This window comes from Gammaproteobacteria bacterium, from assembly GCA_021648145.1.
In the GTDB taxonomy this organism is placed as follows: domain Bacteria; phylum Pseudomonadota; class Gammaproteobacteria; order JAADGQ01; family JAADGQ01; genus S141-38.
The window spans coordinates 18220-43731 of the sequence record JAKITI010000020.1; the positions used below are offsets into that span (position 1 = coordinate 18220).

Consider the following 25512-nt stretch of genomic DNA (forward strand, 5'->3'; position numbering starts at 1 on the left):
TTAGTTACTAACGCTAATTTATTAATGTCATCAATCATCCTTTCCACACTTAATGCACGTTATATCCATTCAGCGCTAGGATTGCGCTACCTGAAAGCGAATTTGGGTGAATTGCAATCAGAAGCTCACATTGTTGAGTTTATTGTAACAGCTCGTTCTATTGATATAGTTGAGCAGCTTTTAATGCATCAGCCGCGTATTATCGGGCTGGGTGTGTATATCTGGAATGTTGAGCAGACGACTCAGGTTGTCGCATTATTAAAAGAAGTGCGCCCTGATATTACTATTGTGCTCGGTGGCCCTGAAGTCAGCTATGAATGGGATTCACAGCCCATAGTCAACTTGGTTGACTATGTTGTGCGTGGTGCGGGGGAGGTGAGTTTTAGGCAGTTATGTCAGCAACTTATGAAGGAGGATTTTCCACCGACAAAGGTGATTCCACCCAATAGAGTTCCCCTTTCCGAGATTGTGATGCCCTATGACTTGTACACGGATGAAGATATTGAGCATCGCATCCTTTACGTTGAGGCCTCTCGGGGATGCCCTTTTAAGTGTGAATTTTGCCTGTCTGCACTCGATAAAACGGCATGGCCATTTGAAATTGACCCATTTCAAATGGCCATGAGTAGGCTATATGAGCGAGGTGCACGACGTTTTAAATTTGTTGATCGGACGTTTAACCTGAAAATTGACAGCAGTATAAAAATTCTGGAGTTCTTTCTTGAGCGATTAGATGATGATCTGTTTTTACACTTTGAAGTTATTCCTGATCATTTACCTGAAAAATTGAATGCGGTGATTCAAAAATTCCCAGAAGGGTCATTACAGTTTGAAATTGGTATTCAAACATTTAATACTGAAATACAAAGCTTAATTAGTCGCAGGCAAGATACTGAAAAAAGCAAGGCAAATATTCGTTGGTTACGCAATGAAACTCAAGCACATTTACACACAGATTTGATTCTGGGTTTGCCGGGTGAAAATATTGAAAGTATTGCGCTTGGTTTTAATCAGTTAGTTGCTTGCAAGCCACATGAAATTCAGGTTGGAATCTTAAAACGACTGCGTGGAACGCCACTGGTTCGGCATACTGATATGTATGAAATGAAATATGCACCTTATCCACCGTATCAGATATTAAGTACAAGTCTAATTGATTTTTTTACGATGCAACGATTAGTGCGTTTTGCGCGCTACTGGGATTTAATTGCAAATAGTGGGCGCTTCAAGAATGCCTTACCGCTTATATTAGAAGATCAACCCTTTGAGCGTTTTATGCTGCTCAGTGACTGGTTGTTCGAAACAACTGGGCAGACACATAAGCTTGCATTGCCTCGTTTGTTTAAACTGTTATACGAAGGGTTAATTGAGTGTTATTCGTTAAATAAACAGGTTGTTTCAGATGTGTTATTGCGTGATTTTAGCGAGAGCGCTCTAAAAGGAACGCCTGCTTTTATTGATAAGAGTAGCAGAAAAAAAGTGTCTAAAAAAAGTTCAAGAACTGTTTTTAGACAAAAACGACATATTAGCTCATAGGGCACAGAACAGTCATGATTTGTTCAAATGAGTAACTCTGTATCTTCATGAGAGTAGCTAGGGGTGCAACAGCACAATAGTACGAGAGGTTCATCGCCAATATTTTCTATGCAATGTGCTGTTTCAGGGCTGATGCAGATGGTATCATTTGGAACCACAGTGAATTTTTTACTGCCAAGTGTCATACGGCCTGTTCCCGTTTTTATATAGTAAATTTCTTCTGTTTTTTGATGTTGGTGAAGCAATGTTTTGTTTCCAGTTAGAATCGTCGCTTCCGCAATGCTTTGATATTCACTTGCATGATGATCAGGATGCATCAGCTCTCTGATAATAGAGCCGTCCTTAGTTATAAAGGGTTCAATTTCAAAGGTATGGGTGATGTGGGTTTTGATCATCAATCTTCCATTTTATTGATGAACGTATCCGCTTCTTTAATTGATGCTTCCATCTCTTTTATAAGTTTGGAAACGTCGCTTTTGATGCTTCCTAATTCAGAATGAAGCGAAGCGATCGCCTTAGCATTCAGATTATGCTTGAGAAATAACACCTGGTCGCGCAGTGCTGATAATACTGGAGTAATTTTTGACTCGGCTTTTTTCATTGCGCTGATCAGTTTTTTGTACTGACGCTGAGTCTGTTTCAATTTCTGCTCACTGGATTGGCGCAACTTATTACTTTGATACTCTTCTATTTCCGTTTTCCACTCTTTAAAAAGTGCTTCAGCGACATCTTCAACGCTTTCAATGCGCTCGCTGACATCTTCCGCACGGTCAGCACTTCGCTCGTACTCTTTGTTGAGCTGATTATATTTATCTTCCAGTTCACCGCCATCAAAGCTCAATACAGAGGTAAATTGTTCTAATGCCGATTCAAATTGTTCTTTTGACTCTGTTTGAGCATCACGCGCCTCTTCAACCCGATCCACTAAAATATCACGCTTATGGATGCCAACACTCTCCATCGTTTTGTAGTAAGCCGTGGCGCAACCAGTAAGTAAAATGCTGAAGCAAACTATAAACAGCAAGGGAAGGGGCGTAGATGGTTTCATAGAGTTGTCCTGAACAATGCAGTATAGAGCCTGAAAAAAATCAGGCCTATACTATTTTTTAAATTTAGAATAATTTTTTAGCAATATTTAATGCGCCGCTCAAACCGCCAATACTATCCAGCAGTGATCCGCCACTACTGGACTGATCAATCACATCTGGAATGGTATCTTTTAGACCGTTCAATGCTGTGCTGGGATCTACGCCGAGTTTGGATGCAAATTCAGAGATCTTTGATTCACCAAGCATATTGGTTACTTGGTCTGTAGAGATACTATCATTACTACCATCACCAAGCCATGAAGAGACCATTGATGACATATCGCCTGATTGAAGCTTGGAAACCAGCCCCATGATATCGAGATCACCAGCACCACCACTGTTATTTCCGCCTAAAAGGCCAGTCAAAGCAGAGGCTATATTCCCCGAATCACCAGACCCCCCTATTTTTTTCATAAATATTTCAGCTGCCAGATTAGCAATACTCATTGTTGTTCTCCTACGTTTATTTATGATTGTTAATGTACGTTGAAAAAAGTCAAGACAGATAGATTCTATACATCTTGTAATGGAATAATAACTCGGGATGATTTTTATTACCATTGGTAATGAAGCGTACATTAAAATTAAGAAAATTTTTTCATAAAGAACATGGAAGTAGGTGTAAATACTTACTTTGTGTGGTTTGGCGATTTTGAGCTTGACACGTTGATTGCAATGGGTGGAGAATGGTCGCCCGACAAGGAAATTTGTGAAATATTAAAAAATACATAACTACATCAAGAACTACCAAGGATGATGGTGAGGTGTGAATTTATGAGGGTGCCATGCCAAGAAAAATGATTATTATCTTGAGCCTTTTGGCTATTCTTTTATTGGCTTATTTTTGTATCAAGACGAAATCTCCTGTTATCGAAGATGATTTGGAGGCACGCTCTGGTGCAGATTTGGTTTCTGAAGGGATGGGATGGGCGAATGTCTCTGCTGATGGTCGCGAGTTACTTTTGACGGGCAGTGCGCCGACAGAAGCGTTGCGTTCACAAGCGGGCGATATTGTTAAAAATATTTGGGGTGTTAGAGCTATAGATAATCAACTGACTGTTGAATCTGAATCAATCGCCGTCGCTGAACCGAAAAATTATGATTTGGTTGTTACTTATGATGGTGTTAACGTTTTACTGGAAGGTTATGTACCTGATGAGGCAACACGCAGCGATATTGTTGAAGCCACAAAATTACGTATGGGTGCATCGAATGTCATTGACAAGATGACAATTGAAGCTGGCGCACCAGCGGGTTGGGGTGATTCGATTAAACGAGCGGCTATTGATCACTTGAGTGACTATACTAATATGACCGCACACTTTCATAATACAGACCTCTCTATTACCGGCTATGTAGCTTCTGAGAGTATGCGTGACCAATTAGAGCAGCGTTCATCTCAATCACTAACGAATCAATATACCTTGATTGATTTCAACGTGAAACTTGAAGACGTTGAACCTGTCGTTGTTCATGTTGCTGCAATTGATTGCCAAAATCTATTTAATAATCTGCTTTCAAATCAAAAAATCTATTTTGAAGTGTCCAGAGCTAGGATCAAGAGTGAGAGTGACACCTTGCTTGAGAAGTTAGCTGAAGTTGCTTTGAAATGTCCGGATACCAGAATAGAGATTGCAGGGCATACTGATTCTAGTGGCCCTCGTGCGATGAATCAAAAGTTAAGTGAGATGCGTGCGCAGGCAGTCGTAAAACGACTGGTGGAAAAAAACATTAATTCTAATCGTCTGGTGGCAATCGGATACGGTGAAATGAAGTCAATTGCCAATAACAAAACAGTCGAAGGTAGAGCTGAAAATCGTCGTATTGAATTTAATATTCTTGGAGATTAATTTATGGGTTATTTAATTTTTCAAATGCTGTTTTGTTTGTTACTTGCAGCAATTATTGGTGGGATTATCGGGTGGATACTGAAATCACTGTGTTGTAAAAAACGAGAGGATACACTGCTGGACGAAGTGGGAAGTTATAAAGCTCGTATCAGTCAGGCTGAGAGTGAAAATCAAGGCTTTAAAGCATCATTTTTGCGCTTTGAGAGTGATGCTAATGATATGAATACGCAGATAGTAAGTTTGACAAAAGAGCGTGATCAATTTAAAGAAAAATCCTATGATATTGAAGCATCTGCGTCTTCATTGAGCGTTGGTGATGCTGATGGCCCTAAAGATACTTATGATATTGAGGAGATAGAAGGAATTGGTCAAGGTTATGGCAAACGTCTGCGCAGCATAGAGATTAAAACGACAGCAGATCTGATTGCAAACAGTGGAACATCTGAAGAACGAGAGTTGATTGCCCAGACGGTTAAGGTTGAAGCATTCGTCATTGGAAAGTGGGTGAGCATGGCTGACTTGATCAGGGTTTCCGGTATTCGTGGTCAATTTGCAGAGCTTCTAGAAGCGTCGGGCATTAAGTCAGTTGAGAGTCTTGCCCAACAAAATATTGATGCATTGACTAAAAACATGGAGGAGGTGAATGCCAAGGAACACCGCACACGGATTAATCCGACAGAAGAGATGGTTTCTGGATGGATAAAAGCGGCTAAGGAATTAGCGTGAATTTTGTTAAAAAACACTACGGTGGAGAAATAAATTATGTTTAAAGACAGTGAAATGATATCAAAGCAGACACATGAGCTTAATTATGTACTTAAAAAGTATGAAAAAAAACAGAGTGAAGCCAATAGAGAAAAGATGATTGCTTTACTTGATGGGTTTATTAAATTCGAAGAGTACAAACCTCATATGCGTAAAGAATTTTATCAGTATATTGAGGATAAAAACGCATTTGATGACATGGAAAAATAAATATAATTTTGTACCTCTGGTCATGAATTTTCATTTGTGGTCAGAGGTTCATGCCTCATTATCCCCATAGCTTTTTTATTGCCAAATTATGATTTGTACCGTGCCCCACTCAACGAATCGACTTGTATCCTTCAGGTAATTTTTTGTTGTTATGAGAAAGTTACTTCCTGTAATAATTGTCTCTCTTCTTGTCACTGTTATCCTATTAGGCTTATGGGCCTATTTTGACAAAACCAAAACCCAAAAAATACGAATTGCTGCCGGTTCCCAAGGCTCCGAATCTTTTACGATTGCGCAGTCGATTGCTTTAATTGCGGAGCGCTTTAACCCCAACCTTATTGTCGAAGTTTTGGAAACTCAGGGTTCAAATCAAAATATGGAGTTGCTTGAATCTGGAAAAGTGCAGATGGCAACCATTCAAGCAGACACAAAAACCCTGCCTGCCGCCCGTCTAGTTGCACAACTTTATCCCGATGCATTTCAGCTGGTTGTACGTTATGAGTCGGATATTCAAAGTATTTCTGACCTTAGAGGCAAGCAGATTGCTATTGCGTCTAAAAGCAGTGGGCAATACGATAGCTTTTGGTTTTTAGCCAATCATTATGGAATTTATGAAGGTGATATTGATGCGATGTCTATGTCCACTTCCGCTGCAAATTGGGCTTTCATTTCTAATGCGGTTGATGCTGTATTCAGAGTGAGAGGGCCAGGTAACCCTTCTATTTTGGAGTTAATAGAGAAAGTCCCTTCACGCATTATTGAGACTGATCAGGCAGCCGCACTTAAGCTAAAAAATCCAACACTGGATATAGGGGTCATTCCAAAGGGTTCTTATCAGGGCGAACCTGCTCTGCCTGAAGAGGATCTTGGAACAGTTGCTGTACAACGTTTATTAATAGCCAACAAAAATGTTTCAAATGATTTGATTCATCAAGTGACGGAAATATTATTTGAACAACGCAAAGAGCTACTGACATTAGCGCCACTAGCGGGTTTTATTCGCCCGCCTGATCGAACTCAAGGAACCTTCATGCCTGTTCATGAGGGTGCTCAAAGCTATTATGACCGAGATAAGCCCTCTTTTTTGCAAGAGCAGGCGGAGCCCATCGCCTTAATGATCACTTTAGTTGTACTGTTGATTTCGGGATTAATGCAGTTGCAGCAACGTCGGCAAAAAATACGTATTGATCAATATACGGATCAGGTATTGGCACTTTTTGAAAATATGCACTCCATGGATGATAATCCACAGCGGATTGCAGCGGCCAGAGCAAAATTAATTCACCTATTGAAAAGTGTCACCCTGGATGTTCGTAGTGGCAAGATCAATACTGAAGGTTTCAACTATTTTTCGGTGACTTGGCAAGCAGTGAATGATGTGATTGGTGATGAAGAGATGCAGACTGCATTCAATCAAGCGGCCCTTAAAAAAGAGCAATCCTGATGCAATTTTTATTGAAACATAAAAAACGTATCGCCCCCACTCTTTTCTGTCTGGTTTTTATTTTAACTTCAGCGGTTGTTTATCAGAAAATGTTCTCTAAAGCGGTCGAGAGCACCAAAAGTGATCTGATGCTTTTCAGGGATCTGCGGCAATCAAAGCTTGAAAGTTATTTTGATACTTTACGCGCAGAGATTACTTTCTGGAGTGGTAATGGTGAGGTTCGTTTGTTGCTGGAGGCCATGAATGAAGCCTGGGCGAAGCTTGGAGATGAGGCCACTCTGAATTTACAAAAAAAATACATTGATAAATCATTGGATGGCTCTTCAGATGATACCGATTACGACCATTTGCATAGTGCAGCCCACACTATTTTTAGTAAGTTTCAAAAAAATCGAGGTTACTACGATGTTTTTCTGATTGATGTTAAAGGTCATGTTATTTACAGTATTGAAAAAGAGCCTGATTTTGCAACAAATTTAGTCGATGGGCGATGGAAAGATACATCGCTTGGAAAGGTTTTCAGAGCGGCTATCAACAATAAAAAACAACAAGCAGTTGAATTTTCTGATTTTTCTTCGTATGAACCCAGCCAGGGTAAGCCCGCACTTTTTGTTGCCTCGAAGATTTCTGATATTGATGGTGAATTGATGGGGGCTTTGGTGTTTCAAGTGCCCAATCAGGCTATCAATAAGATCATGCAGGTCACAACAGGTATGGGCGAAACGGGAGAGACTTATATTGTAGGCAAAGATTTTTTAATGCGCAGTCAATCTCGTTTTTATAAAACCTCATCAGTATTGAAAATACGCGTTGAAACCGAGCCTGTAAAAAGAGCATTTAAGGGTGAAACAGGCGCACTGGAAGCATTGGATTACCGTGATATTGATGTGTTCTCTGCTTATGGGAGCTTTAAATTTGATAAAACAACATGGGCTGTATTAGCTGAAATTGATAGTGATGAGGTGTTACAACCCGTCATGCAGAGATTTTTATACTGTATTGCAGGAGTATTTTTATTGATGTTGCTGGTTTCCGTGCTGCTGTTCATTTCATTTCGTTGGGTACTACGTTGAATAAGGCTCTCTCAAGGCGTAATTTTTTACAAGCAGCGGCGTTGGGGTTGGCAATGCCTCATGCATTGTTGGCAGAGCCGCGACAAGCTCATAAGCCATTGCGTTTCCTGAATTGGGACACCTACATCGGCCAAACAACATTAAGTGATTTTACGCAACGAAGTGGGGTTGAAGTTGCGATGGATGTGTTTACCAGCGAGGCTGATTTTGTTGCAAAACTATTAATGAGCAATCCGCGTTATGATGTTGCAGTGGCTTCTGATTATAGCATCATGCGTCTAATTCGTGCTGAACTGTTAACACCACTGGATCGATCGTTGATTCCCAATATTAGCAATATCAACCCGCAGTTTATGGATGCTGAGTTTGATAAAGGTCGTCGCTATAGTTTGCCATATATGTGGGGAACACTAGGAATTGGTTATCGAAAATCAGCGGTGAAGGGACCCGTTGATAGCTGGAAACTGTTACTGGACTCAGATAAATATTCAGGGCGTATTGCAGTGCTGGATGAGCAAAGCACACTGATACAGATGGCCTTGAAATACCTAGGCTACTCCATCAATACCACTGATGCAGGCGAGATTAAAAAAGCAGGTGCTTTGCTAGTCAAGCAAAAACCACATATCAAATATTTTGCTGGAGATAACGGGCAGGATTTGCTGCGTGACGGTGAGGTGGATCTGGTCATGGAGTGGAATGGCGATATTTTACAAGTGATGGAAGAGGATGATGATATTGCTTATGTCGTACCCAAAGAGGGTTCACTCGTGTGGCAGGATAACCTTTGTATTCCAAGGCGAGCACCTCATGTAACGGCAGCACATCAGTTTATAAATTTTATTTTTGATGCTAAAACAGGGGTTGAACTGGCTGAAGAGATTGCCTATGCGACACCTAATTTGGCAGCATTGGAATTGGCTTCTAAAAGCTATCAAAAAAACAGAGCGATATTCCCATCACAAGAGACGTTGGCACGCTGTGAATCTGCCAGATATGTGGGGAGCCGAGTGAGTCAACTTTATAACGAAGCCTGGAATCAGATATTAAATGGTGAGGTCAGTAAATAATGAATAATGGAATTCTATTGGGGTTGGGTGAAGAGAAGGTTTTTCTTGATCCAGCTTTTGCCAATCGACATGGCTTGATTGCAGGAGCAACCGGTACGGGAAAAACAATTACCTTACAGGTACTTGCTGAAGGTTTTTCACGCATGGGGGTGCCGGTATTTTTATCGGATATTAAAGGGGATTTGAGTGGAATCAGCCAGCCTGGAAAGCCACATAAAAAAATTGACGAACGTATATCAAAAATAGGTATTGAAGACTTTTCTTTTGCATCAAGTCCTGTTGTATTTTGGGATCTGTTTGGCAAACAGGGGCACCCTGTTCGTACTACAATTTCAGAGATGGGGCCGACACTGCTAGCTCGTTTGATGAACCTTAATGAGACTCAAGAAGGCGTTTTGAATATCATTTTTGAATTTGCAGATGATGAAGGCATGTTATTGCTTGATCTAAAAGATCTGCGCTCAACACTGAAATTTATAGGCGATAATGCTAAAAGCATTACCACAAGTTACGGCAATGTCAGTAAAGCATCAGTCGGTGCAATTCAACGTCGTTTACTTGTACTGGAGCAAGAAGGCGCAGACCAATTCTTTGGAGAGCCTGGTCTGGAGTTGAGTGACCTGATTAAAACCAATGATGAAGGCCTGGGTTATATTAATATTCTGGCAGCAGATAAACTGATGCACAGTCCACGCCTATACGCAACTTTTTTACTCTGGTTGTTGTCGGAGCTATTTGAAGAGTTACCCGAAGTGGGTGACCTGGAAAAGCCACGTTTTGTCTTCTTTTTTGATGAAGCACACCTGTTATTCAAAGAAGCGCCCAAAGCATTGGTTGAGAAAGTTGAAATGGTCGTCCGGCTCATTCGCTCAAAAGGTGTAGGAATCTATTTTATTACACAGAGCCCACTGGATATTCCCGAGTCAGTGCTTGGGCAACTCGGTAATCGTGTACAACATGCGTTACGAGCATTTACGCCACGTGATCAAAAAGCGGTACGGACGGTGGCACAAACAATGAGAGCCAATCCAAACCTGGATACACAAAAAGTAATTAGTGAGCTGGGTGTAGGAGAGGCGTTAATCTCTGTACTGCAAAAGAAGGGAGTGCCCTCTATAGTACAACAAACACTGATCGTGCCACCTATGTCACAAATTGGTCCTATCAGTACAAGTGCCCGCCAAACAGTAATGGATAGTAGTTGGCTGGGGGGGCGTTATGATAAAACGATTGATCGCCGCTCTGCTTATGAGCATTTACAAGAGAGAACTCAAAAACAGATTGAAGCCGCAGAAGCAGCTTCAGAGCTCCAAAAAGAGATGCGGGTGCCAGCAAAAAAACAAGGCCGAAAACGCCAAAGCATAGGAGAAGCCTTTATGAAAAGTGCAGCGCGAGCCATTGGTAGTCGTTTTGGAAGACAAATTGTACGTGGAATTTTAGGCTCAATTTTTCGTGGGCGTTAATAAAGATTCGTTAAAGGGGATTAAAAATGACAAATAAGAGAGACCGAGACGTTGAAAAAAGCTACTCTGTTTCAGAGATTGTTTCAAAATTACGACGTTTGGCAGATTGCCTGGAGAACGATCAACCGTTCGAAATTCAGATCGCTGGTGAACGAATCTATGTTCCATCCCGAGCAGTGTTCAGTATTGAACATGAACGGGAGGGAGGCAGTGAAGAAGTGGAGTTTCAATTTAAATGGAAGCAAGCCAAGTAATTATCTGAGTGCAGTTCGTGACTGTTGCTGCAGGTAATAATTTTAATTTTATAATGATGAAAAAAAATGAGGAGTTGAATTATGGCTGTTTTTGAAATTAATAAAGACGATAAAGGGTTTCGCTTTGTATTGAAAGCGGATAGTGGGCAGGTGCTTGTTAATTCCGAAATTTACACCAGTAAAGCCAGTGCACAAAATGGAATCGAATCAATCAAGACAAATGCTGTAAATCCAGAGCAGTATAAAATTTCTCAGCGTCAGGATGGCAAGTATTTCTTTTCTTTAAAAGCTAAAAACCATCAACCGGTTGCACACTCTCTGCAATATTACAATGAAGCGGCGGCCAATGAAGGCATGGCTTTGATGCAAAAAATAGCACCTGAAGCAAGAGTGATAGATAAAGCATAATTAGTAACTGTTCAGCTCATGTCAACAACCCCTGAAACCCGCCATTTCTGCGTTAAAAAATGGAAGATTTCAGGGGTGAGCTGAATAGTGGTGCATAATTGAGATTTACTCTTGATCTCTATGACTACCAAGGTCGTTGGATGGGCGGCCTTCGGTCGTTGTTTCTTTTTGATCTTCAGCTCTTGCTGTGGCTAAAGCTGAAGCGAGTAACCCTGTTGGAACCGCAACGATACCCAATCCGATCATCAAGAGAATAAAAGTGAAAACTTTACCCCCCACAGTTACGGGATATACATCACCATAACCTACAGTTGTTAATGTAACGATTGCCCACCAAAGGCTGTGAAGTATTGATTTAAAATGATCGGGCTGTGCAGCATGTTCAAAATACCAGATTCCAGCCGCAGCAATGTAAAGCACAATGAGCATTAAACCACTGAATAGTACCAGTTCATCTTTCATTAGAACGAATGCATAACGGTAGCGATGTAGTGCCGCATTATAACGGAATAGTTTAAACAGCAATAACAACCGGAGTGCTCTCAAGGCAATTAAATCACCCCCTTGCGTGAGATAAAATGGTAAAATAGCCAAAAGGTCGACAATACCAAAAAAACTAAATATATATTTTAGCTTGTTATCTGCAGTAATAATGCGGAGCAAATATTCAGCACTGAACACAGCAACAAAAAATACCTCTAGCCATTGAAGTTTCTGTTCAGTGGATGAGGGGAGGTCGGGAAATGATGCAATGGAGAGCGTGACAAGAGAAAGAACAATAAGAACCTGTATCGCTATGTCAAAAGCTTTTCCCGAAAATGTCGAATTTTCATCGACAATATTTTTTAATGTTTCTAGTAATGGCATGAGTTGATATTGTTCAATATTAATTTTTAAGTTCAGGTTTGTCGATGTACTTATTTATTGTGATACTTGAAATTGTTCTCAGTCAAGGTAGAATGCATTTTTGTAAAAAAAACTGACAACTTAAGGGTTGTTAGTAATATTATAATAAGTCATCTGGTCTTTTAATATTAACAGGCGTTTGCGCCCGAGGTGGAATGGAGTTAACTTCTTTGGAACAGAACATATTGGAGCTTGTTCTCAATTATTACCGCTCTCCTTCACACTACCCTGAGCTGGTTGATGTGGATGCGCCATTGCCTTCAGGAATCGAATTCTTGCTAGAACTGGTTGCAGGTAATATAGATCTTGAGACGGATCAATTGCAAGGTGATTTGAAAGGAACTCCTGTTAATGACCTGAAAGCAGCCTCTGGGTTTTATATCGAACGCGTTTTTTTTAATTCAAATGCGAATTTTTATCGCATACTTGGATTAAATACGGATTCAACACAAGGCCAGATTCGCCAGCATTACGATCTGTTGATTCATATTCTTTGCCTGGATCAAGAAGATAAAGCCGCTCAATGGGATGACGCATATGCAATGCAAATTAATCGGGCATATAGTGTATTGCGGATCCCTGAAAAGCGAAAAAAATATAATGAACGTCACGGCATTGTCGTAAGCGAGTTTTCTGGAGTTGAAAAACGGAGTGAATCACGCAAGGCTCTTGATAGAGATTCAGAAGAAAACCCAGCGAGTGCAAAGAGTAGTCTAGGCACCTCTTTTGTCGCAGAAAATATTGATCTTGCTTACCTATCTAAAGAGAATGAGCTGGTTGTTGTAGAGGAAAAAATCACAGATGAAGTCCCTGTTGAGAATATAGTACCTGCTGTTGACAGGTTGGCTGCGACCAAAAAAATTGACAGCGCCAGTCCTGAAAATTTGTATGAGCCCTATGGGGATGAAACGGTCATTAATGAAGACCCGGTCACTACCAATACAGAATCGCTTATTTTTGCTGAACAAACTGAAGCTCCAAAAACTGAAAGTGCTTTATCACAAATAGGGAAATATTCACTGTTTGGCGCTCTGCTTCTGGTTACAATGGGGGGCGCTGTCATCTATTTTTCAGGAAGCTTTAAACATGAAACAGATGCTTCTTACGAGACGGATGCAATAATTTTGCCTGAAACAGAAGAGACTCAGGAGCCTGAAAAAGTAGTTGGATCACCTGAAAATAGCGCTGTTAAGGATATTGTTGATGACGATAAAGAGGGCATCCTTGATTCAGGTAAAGTGGAAAAAGTAGAACCTGAAAAAACGCCACCGAAAGTGACAGAAAAAGAAAAAATAAAAGAAAAAACCAAGGTTAATGTCGTAGTGACTGAGCCGGCTGAAACATCCCGGGAGAAAGTGATACATTCAGAAAATATTATGAAATTACCACTTGTAAATTCAGAACCTATGACCAAAAAAGAGGTTTTTAATGAACCTAAGCTCAAGCCTGAACCCAGACCTGAGCCTGTTGTAACGACTATAGTGACTGAAGCTAAAACAGATAAAAGTGACTCGAAACCTGAGGAAGGTGTGATATATGATCCAGACACTATTAAAAAGACTAATGCAGAAAAAATCTCAGCGGTCATCCGAGATTTTGTTCATTATTATAATGTAGGTGATTTAGGTCAATTTATTGCTCTGTTTGCAAAAGATGCCAAAACAGATGATCGTGACAGCATCAGTGGAATTCGGGACGATTATGCCGATGCTTTTAACTTAACAGTCAAGCGTAAATTTTTGATTGATGATGTTCAATGGGTTATGTTAGACGAAAACAGTGGCTCAGGATCAGCAAATTTTGTTTTGTTTGTTCAGGCACTTGGGGAGAGTCGATTTACAGAATATACGGGTGAGATTACTTTTAACATGGAGATTCGTGATAACGTTCCACTCATCACGGGGTTATATTACCAATACAATGAATAAAGACATTGGAAAGTGTCTAAAAAAATTATTATTTAGAAGGCTTGTTTAGAGGAAGCATAATGAAAAATATTAACGGGCTATGGCGCAAGAAGTTTTTACTGATAGTGGTGCCTTTTGTATTTTCGGCTCAGGTTCATGCAAATAACGTAGGTGTACTTGATGAAATTCAAGGCACAGTGATGGTTGATCGAGGGGAAGGGTATTCGATTGCTCATCGTGGCGAAGCTTTGCAAGCGGGGGATCGAATTGTCACTATGGATGCTTCTGGTGCTGTGCTCAAACACAGTGATGGATGCGTGGCTCGGTTAGCAGAAAACTCAATGGTTAAGATGGAGCAAGTGAGCGTTTGTAAAAACAATAATGGCTCTTTGAAAAAAAGTGGGCCTTTTGTTGCTGCTGCTATTGGTGTCAGACCTCCACCCACGACAGCAACAGACTATTTGGAAGAGCCTATTTTTGAAGCGGCTGAAGAGATGGCGGTTGAAGGGTCAATTCTGGATGAAGATACTAAAGATACAGACTTTGAAGATCCTGCTTTTGATAATGAAGAGACTTTGGAAACCGCTCTTGAAGAGCCTGTCGATGTGATGACAAATATTGAAGAGATTGAAGTGGTGGAAGAAGAGATTTCGCCCTATAAAGGTGCGGGAATACTTTCCAGTGTTTCAAAGGGCAGTATTATTGCGATTGGTGCAGGAGCCGCCGCCCTTTTAGCCGCCGTGGCTGGCGGAAGCAGCGCTTCTGATCATTAATAAATCTAATGAGGCCGTTGCATATTTTTCATACGACGACCTCATAACGATTAAAAGGATTTAAGACGACTTCTTCTACTGATGGGTTGAATTTTATGAAAATAAGAGTCAACCCTATGGTACGCTCAGTTTCTATGCAGTACTTTACCTTCATCATTACTGCTATTTTTTTGCTCTACTCCACTGCCTCTATTGCCGGAGCGAGTCTGACTGGCCAAACTGGGCTTATTAGCATGCCTGATGGCCGCATAGGGAAAGATGGCAGTTTACGTTTTGGCTTAAGCAACTCCTCTCCTTATACTGCACTGTGGGGCAGTATTTCACTCTTCCCCCGATTTGAATTATCAGGCCGATATACTCGAATTAATGGCGTATCAGGGTTTGAAGATAATGACGATTTTGGTGATTACAAAGATAAAGCCTTTGATGCCAAACTGATTTTATTAAAAGAAACCACTTACCGCCCTAATATTGCGGTGGGTCAACAGGACTTTTTAGGAACGAATCTGTTTGCATCTAAATACCTTGCGATCAGCAAAAAAATTTCCAATATTGATTTAACATTAGGTTATGGAAACAAACGTATTGATGGATTGTTTGGTGGTTTGCGATATACCCCGTCACGCTATCAGAATTTCTCATTGATTGCAGAGTATGATGCATATGATTATGCCAATGACCCCAGAGCAGGTCAATCAACGGCAGGCAGTCGTAATCGTGGCGTGGGTTATGGGTTGGAGTATCGCTTTGGCTGGATTGGATCACAACTGGCTTATCAGGATGGTCAGATTCTAGCGAATCTTTTTTTATCAATTCCATTAATGAGGCGAGAGTTTGTCCCTAAAATTGAAGAGCCAGCGCCCTATACGAAAAAATCACAATATCATCATGATGTATCGACACAAGAGTCCGCGACCTATTATCAAAAGTTACTCAAAGCGCTCGAACAACAGGGTTTTAAAAATGTTCACCTGATTGTAAGTAAAAATCAGGTTGAAGTCAGCCTGACTCATACCCGAATCTCACTCATGGGCCGAGCCATTGGACGTGCCGCACGAACGATTCTGTTACTCGGCCCATCAACACTCAAAACAATAAAAGTGACTTATACCGTCAATGATTTGGCTGTATTAACATATACGTTGAATGATTTAGTTATTCTAGACGGATATTTGACAGAAAATAAAACCTGGCAAGAGCTTGAATCAACAATTGACATTGAATATAGCCAGCCAAGTGATCTATACAAGTTTGCAGAAAAAAACCGTATAACACTTGATCAAGATGATTCAAATAACTTTGATGTCAATACAAAATTTGGGGATGAAGGGCATGTCATCAGCTTTAAAGCTGAAAATAATTTATTATCAAAGCTGAGTTTTGTACCATTAAATATGCGCTTTTTCTTTAATGATCCCAGTGGCGCATTTCATTACGACATTTTTGCTACCGCAAAATACAGCCAGCATTTTTGGCCTGGCTGGTTTTTGAATGCAGCGGCAAGGCTAACTATTACCGAAGATGTCAGTGATGTTACACGTCCCTCCAGCAGCTTATTGCCCCATGTGCGCTCAAATATTGCAGCCTATCAAAGAGAGGGGGATCGCCTTCGCATGGAAAGGCTGTTTATTAACAAATATTTTCAACCAAAACAAAGAGTTTATAGCCGTATTTCTATGGGATATTACGATGAGATGTATGCAGGCCTGGGCGGACAAACGCTCTACTTACCCGAAAAAGACCATTGGGCGGTGGATTTATCCGTTGATTGGGTGAAACAACGACAACCGGGCACAAACTTTGCTTTTATAAAATATAAAACAACAACCGTGATTGGCTCCCTTCATTATCGAATTCCACGTTATGGGGTGACGGTAACTTCACGTATAGGGCGATTTTTAGCGAAAGACAGAGGTGTACGCCTTGAACTAAAACGTCGATTTAGAAGTGGAATTGAGGCAGGTGTATGGTATACGTATACAAATGGCAATGATATTACATCGCCTGGCACACCTGAAAGTCCATATTATGATAAGGGCATATTTTTATCGGTCCCACTGGGTTCAATGTTGACCGAAGATACACAGGCACGCTCTGATATGTCGCTTTCGGCATGGACGCGAGATGTCGGGCAAATGGTGGAGTCACCCGGTGATCTTTATCGCCTGATGGAGCGGCCTTTGATGCTTGATAGTGCAGAGCATGACTATCTAACCGATTTTGACCGATAAACATTTTTAATAAATCACAAAGAGAATGATGAGAAATAATTACCTGAAATTACTGGCTTTATTATGGCTGTCTGTAAGTGTTGCTTTATCAAGCACTATTGCCTTTGCAGAGGTGACACAAGGGCAAATACAAAGCTTTATGAAAATGCCTCAATCACAGCAAAAAGCTATGATAGAAACCATTAAAAAGCGTAATGGCAATCGTGATATGAGTCGAATCTCCGGGAGCGAAGAGGTGTTTTCCCAGAGCTCAGGCTTGAGCACAGAGTCGGATTTAGATCCAGATTCGAAATTGCAGCCTGAAGTCAAGGTAAATAAAGAGATAAAGCCCCCTTCTGATTTAGATCCACTCGCCAGTGGAGATACCATCTTATTACGTATGACTTCAAACGATGGTGAAGACTCACGTATTCCAGAAAGCATGATCTATACACTTGATCGAACTGGCTCAATTATACTGCCATCACTGGGCCCAATTGTAATTTCTGGTCTGACCATTAAGCAGGCCGAAGAGCTTATTTCGATTGAACCCGCACTTCAGGGATTAAATATCTCTATAAAAAGAATGCCCATAAATGGAGGGCTCGCTCCTTTTGGTTATGATGTTTTTCTTGATTCCGGTCAATCATTTAACTCTATTACAGCACTGCCAACCCCTGAAAATTATGTCGTCGGCCCAGGTGACACTGTGATTATTCAACTGTTTGGAAAAGATAATGCAGAGTATGAACTGGATGTTAGAAGAAATGGATCACTACTATTCCCAGGAATTGGACCGATTCAAGTGGCGGGTCTCGATTTTTTTTCGCTGAAGAGTGAAATTAAGACTCGTGTAAAAAGACAATTTATTGGAACAAAAGTCTCGGTAACACTGGGTCGTTTACGTTCAATACGCATCTTTGTTCTGGGCGAAGTAATACAAGCAGGTTCATACACCGTAAGCGGCCTTTCAACACTCACAAATGCTCTATTTACAAGCGGTGGCGTGAAAAATATTGGTTCACTCAGAAATATACAGTTAAAAAGAAATGGTAAAGTCATTTCAAATTTTGATCTGTATGATTTGCTTCTGCATGGTAATACCCAGTCGGACAAACGGTTGCTTCCTGGTGATGTCATTTTTGTTCCACCGATCGGTAAAACGGTCGGAATATCAGGTGAGATTTTACGACCTGCGATCTATGAGCTAAAGAATGAAAAGAATATTAATGATTTAGTGAAAATGGCAGGAGGCTTTTCTCCAGAAGCATTACTCGACAATATTCAAATTAAAAGAATTAAAAAAAGTGGTGGACGTTCACTGCAAACAGTTGATTTAAAAAACGCTGGAAATGGTTTGGTGAGTCTGGTTGATGGCGATATAGTCACGGTTCTTTCGCAGCCAGATAAGCTAGAAAAATTTGTCAGACTATTGGGTTATGTTGAGTCACCAGGAGACTATTCATGGTTTGAAGGAATGCGTATTCGTGATTTGCTTCCTTCACTTAATATGTTACTTCCTGGTGCAGATAAGCATTACCTTGTGATCAAACGTCAATTTCAGGATAAAAGAGGCGTTAAATTATTAGATGTCGATCTTATGAAGGTTTTAAGCGCCGACTCTAATGAAGAAAATATTCTCTTGAACTCTAAAGATGAAGTTTATATTTTTGACTCTCGTAATGATCGAAAAACAGTGCTAGAACCTTGGCTTAATTTAATCAGCAGCCAAGCAAGCCCAGAGCAACCACTTAAAATTGTCAACATAAAAGGCTTGCTGCATCATCCCGATCGCTACCCTTTGACTGAAAACATGAAAGTCAGTGACCTGTTACGTGCCGCTGGTGGCTTAACTGATAATGCATACACATTACGAGCAGAGTTGACATCTTATGTCGTATCGGATGGTGAGCGCCGTGAACTCTTACGGAGAGATATTAATCTTGATCATGTATTGGCCGGTGACCAATCATTTGACGTTCAATTAAAACCCTATGATGAGTTGCTGGTGCGACGAATTCCCAGTTGGGACGAAGAGGGGCATATAGAACTTTTGGGCGAAGTTGAATTTCCTGGTGTTTACTCAATTGGTCGAGGTGAACGTTTGAGTGATGTCATAAAACGTGCAGGAGGATTAACAGATATGGGTTATGCAAAAGGTGCCATATTTGTACGAGAGTCCGTCCGTGAAAGAGAGAGACAACATCTAGAGCGCATGGCGATGCAACTGGAGCGTGATCTGGCCGTCGTTCAAGCTCATGGTGATGAAATTGGTATGGATAAAGGGAGAGCCATCATTGAAGGGAGAGTGCTGCTGGAGCAAATGCGATCAGTCGAAGCAATGGGTCGCATGGTGATAAATTTACCGACTATATTAGGTGAAACGGGCTCATATGATGTGGCGCTTCAAAGTGGTGACCAGCTATATGTTCCAAAAAGGCCTGATGAAGTGACTGTGGTGGGGGAGGTTTACCACCTGACATCTCATATTTATGAGCAAGGTATAAAGCGTGATGAATATGTAAGGCTCAGTGGGGGCATTACTGAAAGAGGTAATAAAAAATCGGTGTATGTTGTTCATGCCAATGGTTCTGTGAGTCCACCGGAAAGGTGGTATCAAAAATCTGTAGAAATAGGGCCAGGAGATACTATTATAGTGCCGGTTAAAATTGACCGGATTAGCAAACTTAAATTGTTTACTGATGTGAGCCAGATTATTTATCAGTTAGCTGTTTCAGCAGCGAGTTTGAAGGTATTTAATCTTCTTTAGGGGCTAACTTTCTAAATGGATAATATGATGAATAATGAAGAAAAACAAAACTCCTCTAAAGGAACACAACAAGCTGTGCCGCCTTATGCTTATTATCCACAAACCATTAGCGTAGAGGAAGATAAAATCAATCTGGTGGACTATTGGTGGATTTTGATGGAACGTAAAAAGTTAATTGTCCTTATTACACTACTTTTTACCATCACATCAATTGTAGTCGCATTATTAATGACACCTATCTACAGAGCAGAAGTACTCCTTGCTCCTATGGGAGGGGAGGGGAGTGGCGGAGCTGCCAGTGCTCTTGGACAGTTTGGAGGTTTGGCATCCATGGTGGGGATTGATCTTGGCAGTAACAGTACAGAGCACACCCTTGCAGTATTGACATCCAGACGTTTTCTGGAGGTTTTTTTAAAAGAAGAAAAGATATTGCCTATTCTGTTTTCCGATATATGGGATGATTCTTCCGGTCAGTGGATTCTTGAAGAAGGTAAGGAGCCGCCTTCAATGTGGAGCGCCTATAAAGTCTTTAGTAAATCAATTTTGATGAACTCTATTAATAAGGATAGTGGTTTGGTGACTATCTCTATTGACTGGAAAGATCCTGAGTTGGCAGCAGAGTGGGCTAACAACCTGATTGTTCGTCTCAATAAAAAGTTGCGCACTCTTGCTGTAACTGAAGCAGAAAGTAGCATCAACTATTTACAAGAGCAACTTCAGCAAACTTCTGTGGTTGATATGCATCAAGTGCTTTACCGACTGATTGAGTCAGAAACACAAAAAATCATGTTAGCCAAAGTAAGTGAGCAGTATGCTTTAAAGGTGATTGATCCTGCGGTAATGCCTGAAGAAAAGATCAAACCAAAACGTGCTGTAATTGTTATTCTTGGATTTTTATCAGGCTTTATGTTTTCAGTATTTTTAGCTTTTTTATTAACATTTATTGTTAAGCAGCGTAAGGCTGCACAATAGTATTTTAACCTGAATAATGTTTAATAATTTATTAGTTGAGGGTGATTTAACTCTGGATGTTGAGTTTGGCAACTCATATAATTTTTTTTCTGCATCAAAAAATAACTCCCCACAAGATTATGATTACAATGAAAAACTCTCTATAAACGCGATGATACCGGCTGCAAAATTTGAAATTACAGACTCAGTTGCGTTTAAAGGGGCACAAGGAACAAGAGATTTGTCATTTTTGGCATTAGAAAAAAATTATCTTTTTGATGCCGTTTCCAGGTTTGTAGTGTATTCACGAAATAACAGGCCTGCTTATATTGATAATCAAAAAATAGGGCACAATAACTCAAATTTCTATTATCAGTATCATCATGCCAAACCACAGGTTCCCATTGGCGATGATGGGTGGATCACTTTTGAAGATAACTTTTCTAATCTACCTGCTGGATTCGACAACGTATTTTACATTCGGGATGAGGCAAACACTGAAAAAGGTTATCGCTGGATTATTCATCATCGGTGCATAGCAAAAATAGAGTCAGCTAATTTAATCGTAAGAGGGTGCCACCCCAGATTCAATAAACCATTCAAATTTCAATCACTATGGCCTAAATGGCTAAAAAGAAAATTATACCGAGTAAGAGAACGTGATTATCCTTTTTTTCCAATTCAATCTGTAGGAGAGGTGTGTATTCCTGGAAATACAAAAATCTCTTTAAGAACAAAGATTCAAGTGATCAATGAAAGATCGAATTGAGTCTTACACTGAATCTGGAGAAAAACTTTTAGTGCATCTTGATGCTAAATTAAATGCCGAGTCAGGTTTTCCCGATGAGCCAAGCTGGGGCTATGCATTTATAATGCTGGCAGTTCTTCAATACAATCCCAACTTTCCTGAAAACAGGCTGGCTCAACGTGCACTCAGATTTTTATCAAATCAAAATAGCTCAACAATCAACTTTCCTTGGGAATTTATTGTTTACGCAGTTCAAAATTCTTGTTCATTAATTAGCAATAAAAAAATAGATTTACCCTTTAATAAATATAATAAAAAGGGCACACGCATGTTGAATTGGTACCTACTCAGGCAGCTCAATAAAAGCTATTTTCGTCGGTTAAATATTGTTGAAATTTTTCAACTAAGAATGGCAAAACTTTTTTATACAACAAAAGAAGGATTGATACTTGATGAGCAGCGAACAAGGTCACTGCAATACCATGCTTTTTGTCTGTTTGTTCTAGCTGAGTTGATGGATCGTTATCCAGAACATGAATTTATTCAAGAATGGTTCTGCAATGGCATAAAATACAGCCTGTCTACTATTCTTGATGATGGTACGGCTTTGTATATAGGGCGTGGTCAGGAGCAAATATTTGGTTATGGAGCCTTGATCTATTCTTTAGAAAAATATAATAAAAACATCCAAAAAATTGACCCTTATATTCTTAATGCACTTCAAAAGCGTGTATTGGGATTTCAGAGAGACGATGGCAGCTTCCCACTGGTTTTACGTAAACGTCAGCCAGAGCAGGGAGAGGTTTCTTTCAAGAAAGATAAGCCTTTAGGGTGGTATGGATACAATACTTTATATGACTACCAACCATTCTTGGCATACTGCCTTCTTAAAGCTGGAAGGCTATGAATATTTTTCAGCATAAATTGGATGGAGGGGCGAGCGTTATCTGGGCAGTTCCTTTGTCTGGATATGGGCATATTGCGGATGAGCAGCCGCTGCCTTACATACATTACCAAGGAAAAGAGCTGACCCCGCGCTTTGGGGGGGAAGATGGTCAGGAAGGTTGTGGATTACATACCATAGGCCTTCCTTGGGGTATTCTAAAAAACAGATGGCCTTTAAGCCAGAAAATTTTTAATATTTTCAGAAAAAATATAAATATTTACTGGCGCAATATTTTTGTAAGCCGATGTAGGGCGGATAAAAATTTCTATTTTCTTGAGCAATTAGATTATATAGCCTCACCACAAGGCTTCATGGGTGAGAGCCCTTTGATTCGCTTTGAAAGAAAATTTCTTATTGAAGGTGCCTCAGTACAAGTTGAGGATACGATAGTTTTTAAAAAAACTGTTTTATTTGAGGTTTTTTATCCTGTCAATATACCTTTACTTGATAACTCTCCTATTAAGCTTATCTCTAAAGAGTTTTTGATAAGGAGGGGTAAGCAACGCTCATCGGCAGGAGAAGCAGTGATGCATGTTCTTGAAAAAAACAGTATAGAGTTTAAAGAAGGAGATACCTATATGTATCAGTATAAATATTACATAAATAAAGGTAATACTAAAGCTCATATGGAGTGACATAAGTAGTAAAAATTTTCTTGTGCTTCAAGAACTATAGTTAATAGGAGATATGGATATGATTGAAGAAAGTCCTAAAATAATCGAATTTTCGAAAAAAATTTATTTATTGCTACCACGCGGCATAAGAGAGTCACCAAAATTTTCACATTACTCTAGTGTACTTTTTTCAAAGTTAACACCTAATAAATATGCATATGTGAATGTTTTTGGATCTTTTATTTATCTTAACTTGAAACACCCAGGAGATATACAACGTATTTGGGGGGTGTGGGAGCCAGATTTAAGACGTTTTTTACAAAGAGAACTGAAGTCAGGAGAAATATTTATTGATGTCGGTGCTCATCGAGGGACATATACAACCTTAGCAAGAAAGTTAGTGGGAGAATCGGGGCGTATCATTGCTTTTGAGCCATTTCCTGAACACTATCAATCCTTAGTTAAAAGTGTTGAGAGGAATAAGTTTTGTAATGTGGAATGTATTAAGGGAGCAGCTAGTTCTGAAAAAGGTATTTCACGTTTAACAAGTTCATCACCTCATTTAGATAAGGTCGGTGATTTAGAGATTGAGAAATATTCCATTGATGATGTAGTTGATAATGCAGATATTATTAAAATTGATACAGATGGATCAGAATATGAGGTTGTTTTAGGTGCGGAAAGATTAATTGACAGTGGCTGCCAAGTAGTTATTGAGTTTAGTGATTTTCAATATCAATCGGTAGGTGATGTTTACACAAAGATTAATAATTTTTTCAAACATAAGGGTTACAGTGCACACATAATTCAATACGATGGCAGCTCTTTAGAGATAGAGCCTGATAATTTAACGTATGTTAACAGGCATGTTGTATTTAAGAAAAAAGCATAATTATGGACTATATAATTGAGCTTATTTGAAAAATGAATGAAGTTAAACAACGTTTTTTTTCTGCTTTTAAGTTTGGTGCAGTTGAGCAGTTAATAGCCAGAGGATTTGACTTTCTTACGTTAATTATTGTAATGCGGGTTCTGCCAACAGACCAGATAGCACTTTTTGGTATATCCACAGGAATGTTGATATTTTTCAATGTGTTTGCAATAACTCCAGAAACAGTTGTAATTCGTGATTATGTTAAGTGGCAAAAAAATGGTAATGCAAAGTATTGCTTAGAGTCGTTTCAGTGCTTTTGGCTTCTAAAGACCTTCTTGATTGGTTCAGTTGGGCTTGTAATTAGCTTTATTGTTGAAAATGGAGAGCTAGGGCCTATTTTCTTTGCTTCATTGTATTTTTTTATTATTCAGTTTACTCAGTTGTCAGAGATATCAAGAATTGTACTACGTGTTCGTTTAGAGCAGCGCAGAATCTTTATAATAGAGGTTGCATTAAAGTTTTTATTATTTTTATTAGTTTTGCTCATAATACTGAACCCTACGCTCTTGATATATTATTCTATATTTGCTATTTGGGCGATTTTGTCAGCGTGGATTTGGTTGTTTGAATTGAAAAAACTAACTAGAGCTTTTTTTAGGTGGGATAATTCATACGTAAAATTTTGGTTGAAAACAATAAAAAACTTCTCATTATGGCAGCATTTTGGAGCAGTAACAGCATATTTTATATACAATATAGACCCATGGATTCTTTCTTTATTTTCAGTTGAATCCCAAGAGATAGCGGAATATACATTAGCCCTTAAAGTTTCATCACTATTTTTTTTGATTCCTCTTTATATCCAGTCCATGACATCTATTTTATTAACAAATCTGGAGTGGAAACCGGGGTGGATTGCAGAGCTATCAAAGATATGGAAACTTAATTTTATTTTGTCTTTCATGCAACTGGGTATTTTTTGGATGCTGGGTAAATATATTCTCATGATATTTTCTAATGGTGATTTGGATATAGAGAAGGCATATTTAGTTGGATTATATATTAGCTTAGGGGTATTTTTTGTGAATATCATGCGCCCTCTAATTGGGTACCTGATGGTTTCGTCACCAATGCGCGATGTTTTCTTTAAAGTTTATTTTCCTACTTTTTTGTGTGCAATTGTAATTTATCCATATTTAACAAGTATTTTAGGCCCTATTGGTTGTGCAGTGGCCAGTATGGTTGTTTATGTTATTTTTTCAATTGCTATTATGAAATACATCAGAAATTCAGATCTTACTCTAAGGTCTCTCATTTATGGAAAACATTAGCTAACAAAGCAACTAAAATAATAGGATAAGTAAAAAACAAAATGATTAGTGTAGTCATTCCGACATATAAAAGATCTGACTTGCTGGCTAGATTATTAGATTCAATTATCTTGCAAACAGTAGCACCTGAAGAGTTGGTTGTGGTTGATGATGCTTCTCCTAATCCTGAAGAATATACTTTGGTAATTAACGAATATAAAAATAAAATAAAGAACCTGAAATATATCCGCTATGAGAAAAATAGAGGCGCACCTCATGCTAGAAATGTCGGGATTCAAGAAACAAAAAATGATTGGATCGCACTGGTTGATGACGATGATG

General features: G+C 39.5%; 25 protein-coding genes. 21 read left to right on the forward strand and 4 right to left on the reverse strand.

From position 1 onward, the window contains the following. Nucleotides 1-24: 24 nt before the first annotated feature. Nucleotides 25-1536 carry a DUF4080 domain-containing protein gene (locus L3J70_11405; GenBank protein MCF6236956.1) on the forward strand — a complete coding sequence of 504 codons (1512 nt, stop codon included), beginning with the start codon at nt 25-27 and terminating at the stop codon, nt 1534-1536. A gap of 23 nt (nt 1537-1559) precedes the next feature. On the opposite strand, the gene L3J70_11410 is transcribed toward L3J70_11405, so the two are convergent. The 3 genes from L3J70_11410 to L3J70_11420 form a co-directional block, all read right to left on the reverse strand. Then, nucleotides 1560-1931: a cupin domain-containing protein gene (locus tag L3J70_11410; protein ID MCF6236957.1), complete on the reverse strand. Its 372-nt coding sequence runs from the start codon at nt 1929-1931 to the stop codon at nt 1560-1562. Next, a complete protein-coding gene (locus tag L3J70_11415; protein ID MCF6236958.1) occupies nt 1931-2584 on the reverse strand; it encodes a DUF2959 domain-containing protein in 654 nt (217 codons plus the stop codon). Before L3J70_11415 ends, L3J70_11410 begins: the two co-directional genes overlap by 1 nt. A 64-nt stretch (nt 2585-2648) precedes the next feature. Continuing rightward, nucleotides 2649-3071: a YidB family protein gene (locus L3J70_11420; GenBank protein MCF6236959.1), complete on the reverse strand. Its 423-nt coding sequence runs from the start codon at nt 3069-3071 to the stop codon at nt 2649-2651. Between the two features lie 338 nt (nt 3072-3409). Between L3J70_11420 and L3J70_11425 the strand changes: the two genes are divergently transcribed. The 9 genes from L3J70_11425 to L3J70_11465 all read left to right on the forward strand — a co-directional run bounded on the left by L3J70_11425 (nt 3410) and on the right by L3J70_11465 (nt 11161). Beyond that, on the forward strand, nt 3410-4474 hold the full coding sequence (locus tag L3J70_11425; GenBank protein ID MCF6236960.1) for an OmpA family protein: 1065 nt from the start codon (nt 3410-3412) through the stop codon (nt 4472-4474). A 3-nt stretch (nt 4475-4477) separates the two neighbouring features. Next, on the forward strand, nt 4478-5200 hold the full coding sequence (locus L3J70_11430) for a DUF4332 domain-containing protein (GenBank protein ID MCF6236961.1): 723 nt from the start codon (nt 4478-4480) through the stop codon (nt 5198-5200). A 36-nt stretch (nt 5201-5236) separates the two neighbouring features. Beyond that, complete coding sequence (locus tag L3J70_11435; protein MCF6236962.1) at nt 5237-5449, forward strand: hypothetical protein; 213 nt, start codon at nt 5237-5239, stop codon at nt 5447-5449. A 151-nt stretch (nt 5450-5600) separates the two neighbouring features. Next, the gene (locus tag L3J70_11440) at nt 5601-6893 is read left to right on the forward strand and encodes a TAXI family TRAP transporter solute-binding subunit (GenBank protein MCF6236963.1); all 1293 of its coding nucleotides are present in this window, start codon (nt 5601-5603) and stop codon (nt 6891-6893) included. Further along, on the forward strand, nt 6893-7966 hold the full coding sequence (locus L3J70_11445; GenBank protein MCF6236964.1) for a cache domain-containing protein: 1074 nt from the start codon (nt 6893-6895) through the stop codon (nt 7964-7966). Before L3J70_11440 ends, L3J70_11445 begins: the two co-directional genes overlap by 1 nt. Next, nucleotides 7963-9036, forward strand: a complete 1074-nt coding sequence (locus L3J70_11450; GenBank protein ID MCF6236965.1) for a spermidine/putrescine ABC transporter substrate-binding protein — start codon at nt 7963-7965, stop codon at nt 9034-9036. The genes L3J70_11445 and L3J70_11450 overlap by 4 nt, the downstream gene beginning before the upstream one ends. Beyond that, on the forward strand, nt 9036-10499 hold the full coding sequence (locus L3J70_11455; protein MCF6236966.1) for a DUF853 domain-containing protein: 1464 nt from the start codon (nt 9036-9038) through the stop codon (nt 10497-10499). The genes L3J70_11450 and L3J70_11455 overlap by 1 nt, the downstream gene beginning before the upstream one ends. 26 nt (nt 10500-10525) lie before the next feature. Then, nucleotides 10526-10753 carry an amphi-Trp domain-containing protein gene (locus L3J70_11460; GenBank protein ID MCF6236967.1) on the forward strand — a complete coding sequence of 76 codons (228 nt, stop codon included), beginning with the start codon at nt 10526-10528 and terminating at the stop codon, nt 10751-10753. An 81-nt stretch (nt 10754-10834) separates the two neighbouring features. Continuing rightward, nucleotides 10835-11161 (forward strand): YegP family protein, encoded by a 327-nt coding sequence (locus L3J70_11465; GenBank protein ID MCF6236968.1) that lies wholly within the window; start codon nt 10835-10837, stop codon nt 11159-11161. Nucleotides 11162-11266: 105 nt separating this feature from the next. Here L3J70_11465 and L3J70_11470 read toward each other — a convergent pair whose 3' ends face one another. Further along, on the reverse strand, nt 11267-12028 hold the full coding sequence (locus L3J70_11470) for an ion transporter (protein ID MCF6236969.1): 762 nt from the start codon (nt 12026-12028) through the stop codon (nt 11267-11269). 209 nt (nt 12029-12237) lie between these two features. Between L3J70_11470 and L3J70_11475 the strand changes: the two genes are divergently transcribed. The 11 genes from L3J70_11475 to L3J70_11525 all read left to right on the forward strand — a co-directional run. Further along, nucleotides 12238-13995, forward strand: coding sequence for a J domain-containing protein (locus L3J70_11475; GenBank protein ID MCF6236970.1), 1758 nt, complete (start codon nt 12238-12240; stop codon nt 13993-13995). Between the two features lie 59 nt (nt 13996-14054). Continuing rightward, nucleotides 14055-14747, forward strand: a complete 693-nt coding sequence (locus L3J70_11480; GenBank protein MCF6236971.1) for a hypothetical protein — start codon at nt 14055-14057, stop codon at nt 14745-14747. Nucleotides 14748-14842: 95 nt separating this feature from the next. Further along, nucleotides 14843-16978: a YjbH domain-containing protein gene (locus L3J70_11485; GenBank protein ID MCF6236972.1), complete on the forward strand. Its 2136-nt coding sequence runs from the start codon at nt 14843-14845 to the stop codon at nt 16976-16978. Between the two features lie 25 nt (nt 16979-17003). Next, a complete protein-coding gene (locus tag L3J70_11490; GenBank protein MCF6236973.1) occupies nt 17004-19727 on the forward strand; it encodes an SLBB domain-containing protein in 2724 nt (907 codons plus the stop codon). 15 nt (nt 19728-19742) lie between these two features. After that, a complete protein-coding gene (locus tag L3J70_11495; protein ID MCF6236974.1) occupies nt 19743-20699 on the forward strand; it encodes a Wzz/FepE/Etk N-terminal domain-containing protein in 957 nt (318 codons plus the stop codon). Between the two features lie 16 nt (nt 20700-20715). Further along, nucleotides 20716-21447: a hypothetical protein gene (locus L3J70_11500; GenBank protein MCF6236975.1), complete on the forward strand. Its 732-nt coding sequence runs from the start codon at nt 20716-20718 to the stop codon at nt 21445-21447. Further along, nucleotides 21431-22333 carry a hypothetical protein gene (locus tag L3J70_11505; GenBank protein MCF6236976.1) on the forward strand — a complete coding sequence of 301 codons (903 nt, stop codon included), beginning with the start codon at nt 21431-21433 and terminating at the stop codon, nt 22331-22333. Before L3J70_11500 ends, L3J70_11505 begins: the two co-directional genes overlap by 17 nt. After that, nucleotides 22330-23007 (forward strand): hypothetical protein, encoded by a 678-nt coding sequence (locus L3J70_11510; GenBank protein MCF6236977.1) that lies wholly within the window; start codon nt 22330-22332, stop codon nt 23005-23007. The genes L3J70_11505 and L3J70_11510 overlap by 4 nt, the downstream gene beginning before the upstream one ends. A 58-nt stretch (nt 23008-23065) precedes the next feature. Beyond that, nucleotides 23066-23878 (forward strand): FkbM family methyltransferase, encoded by an 813-nt coding sequence (locus L3J70_11515; protein MCF6236978.1) that lies wholly within the window; start codon nt 23066-23068, stop codon nt 23876-23878. A 32-nt stretch (nt 23879-23910) separates the two neighbouring features. Further along, nucleotides 23911-25191: a hypothetical protein gene (locus tag L3J70_11520; GenBank protein ID MCF6236979.1), complete on the forward strand. Its 1281-nt coding sequence runs from the start codon at nt 23911-23913 to the stop codon at nt 25189-25191. A 41-nt stretch (nt 25192-25232) separates the two neighbouring features. Beyond that, nucleotides 25233-25512, forward strand: a 280-nt coding sequence (locus L3J70_11525; GenBank protein ID MCF6236980.1) for a glycosyltransferase, incomplete at its 3' end; no start/stop codon positions are given.

What these genes read in the sequence shown, in the direction of transcription:
- L3J70_11405 (MCF6236956.1), top strand. Translation starts at nt 25, where the DNA reads ATGTCATCAATCATCCTTTCCACACTTAATGCACGTTATATCCATTCA.
- L3J70_11410 (MCF6236957.1), bottom strand. Translation starts at nt 1,931, where the DNA reads ATGATCAAAACCCACATCACCCATACCTTTGAAATTGAACCCTTTATA.
- L3J70_11415 (MCF6236958.1), bottom strand. Translation starts at nt 2,584, where the DNA reads ATGAAACCATCTACGCCCCTTCCCTTGCTGTTTATAGTTTGCTTCAGC.
- L3J70_11420 (MCF6236959.1), bottom strand. Translation starts at nt 3,071, where the DNA reads ATGAGTATTGCTAATCTGGCAGCTGAAATATTTATGAAAAAAATAGGG.
- L3J70_11425 (MCF6236960.1), top strand. Translation starts at nt 3,410, where the DNA reads ATGCCAAGAAAAATGATTATTATCTTGAGCCTTTTGGCTATTCTTTTA.
- L3J70_11430 (MCF6236961.1), top strand. Translation starts at nt 4,478, where the DNA reads ATGGGTTATTTAATTTTTCAAATGCTGTTTTGTTTGTTACTTGCAGCA.
- L3J70_11435 (MCF6236962.1), top strand. Translation starts at nt 5,237, where the DNA reads ATGTTTAAAGACAGTGAAATGATATCAAAGCAGACACATGAGCTTAAT.
- L3J70_11440 (MCF6236963.1), top strand. Translation starts at nt 5,601, where the DNA reads ATGAGAAAGTTACTTCCTGTAATAATTGTCTCTCTTCTTGTCACTGTT.
- L3J70_11445 (MCF6236964.1), top strand. Translation starts at nt 6,893, where the DNA reads ATGCAATTTTTATTGAAACATAAAAAACGTATCGCCCCCACTCTTTTC.
- L3J70_11455 (MCF6236966.1), top strand. Translation starts at nt 9,036, where the DNA reads ATGAATAATGGAATTCTATTGGGGTTGGGTGAAGAGAAGGTTTTTCTT.
- L3J70_11460 (MCF6236967.1), top strand. Translation starts at nt 10,526, where the DNA reads ATGACAAATAAGAGAGACCGAGACGTTGAAAAAAGCTACTCTGTTTCA.
- L3J70_11465 (MCF6236968.1), top strand. Translation starts at nt 10,835, where the DNA reads ATGGCTGTTTTTGAAATTAATAAAGACGATAAAGGGTTTCGCTTTGTA.
- L3J70_11470 (MCF6236969.1), bottom strand. Translation starts at nt 12,028, where the DNA reads ATGCCATTACTAGAAACATTAAAAAATATTGTCGATGAAAATTCGACA.
- L3J70_11480 (MCF6236971.1), top strand. Translation starts at nt 14,055, where the DNA reads ATGAAAAATATTAACGGGCTATGGCGCAAGAAGTTTTTACTGATAGTG.
- L3J70_11485 (MCF6236972.1), top strand. Translation starts at nt 14,843, where the DNA reads ATGAAAATAAGAGTCAACCCTATGGTACGCTCAGTTTCTATGCAGTAC.
- L3J70_11490 (MCF6236973.1), top strand. Translation starts at nt 17,004, where the DNA reads ATGATGAGAAATAATTACCTGAAATTACTGGCTTTATTATGGCTGTCT.
- L3J70_11495 (MCF6236974.1), top strand. Translation starts at nt 19,743, where the DNA reads ATGGATAATATGATGAATAATGAAGAAAAACAAAACTCCTCTAAAGGA.
- L3J70_11500 (MCF6236975.1), top strand. Translation starts at nt 20,716, where the DNA reads ATGTTTAATAATTTATTAGTTGAGGGTGATTTAACTCTGGATGTTGAG.
- L3J70_11505 (MCF6236976.1), top strand. Translation starts at nt 21,431, where the DNA reads ATGAAAGATCGAATTGAGTCTTACACTGAATCTGGAGAAAAACTTTTA.
- L3J70_11510 (MCF6236977.1), top strand. Translation starts at nt 22,330, where the DNA reads ATGAATATTTTTCAGCATAAATTGGATGGAGGGGCGAGCGTTATCTGG.
- L3J70_11515 (MCF6236978.1), top strand. Translation starts at nt 23,066, where the DNA reads ATGATTGAAGAAAGTCCTAAAATAATCGAATTTTCGAAAAAAATTTAT.
- L3J70_11520 (MCF6236979.1), top strand. Translation starts at nt 23,911, where the DNA reads ATGAATGAAGTTAAACAACGTTTTTTTTCTGCTTTTAAGTTTGGTGCA.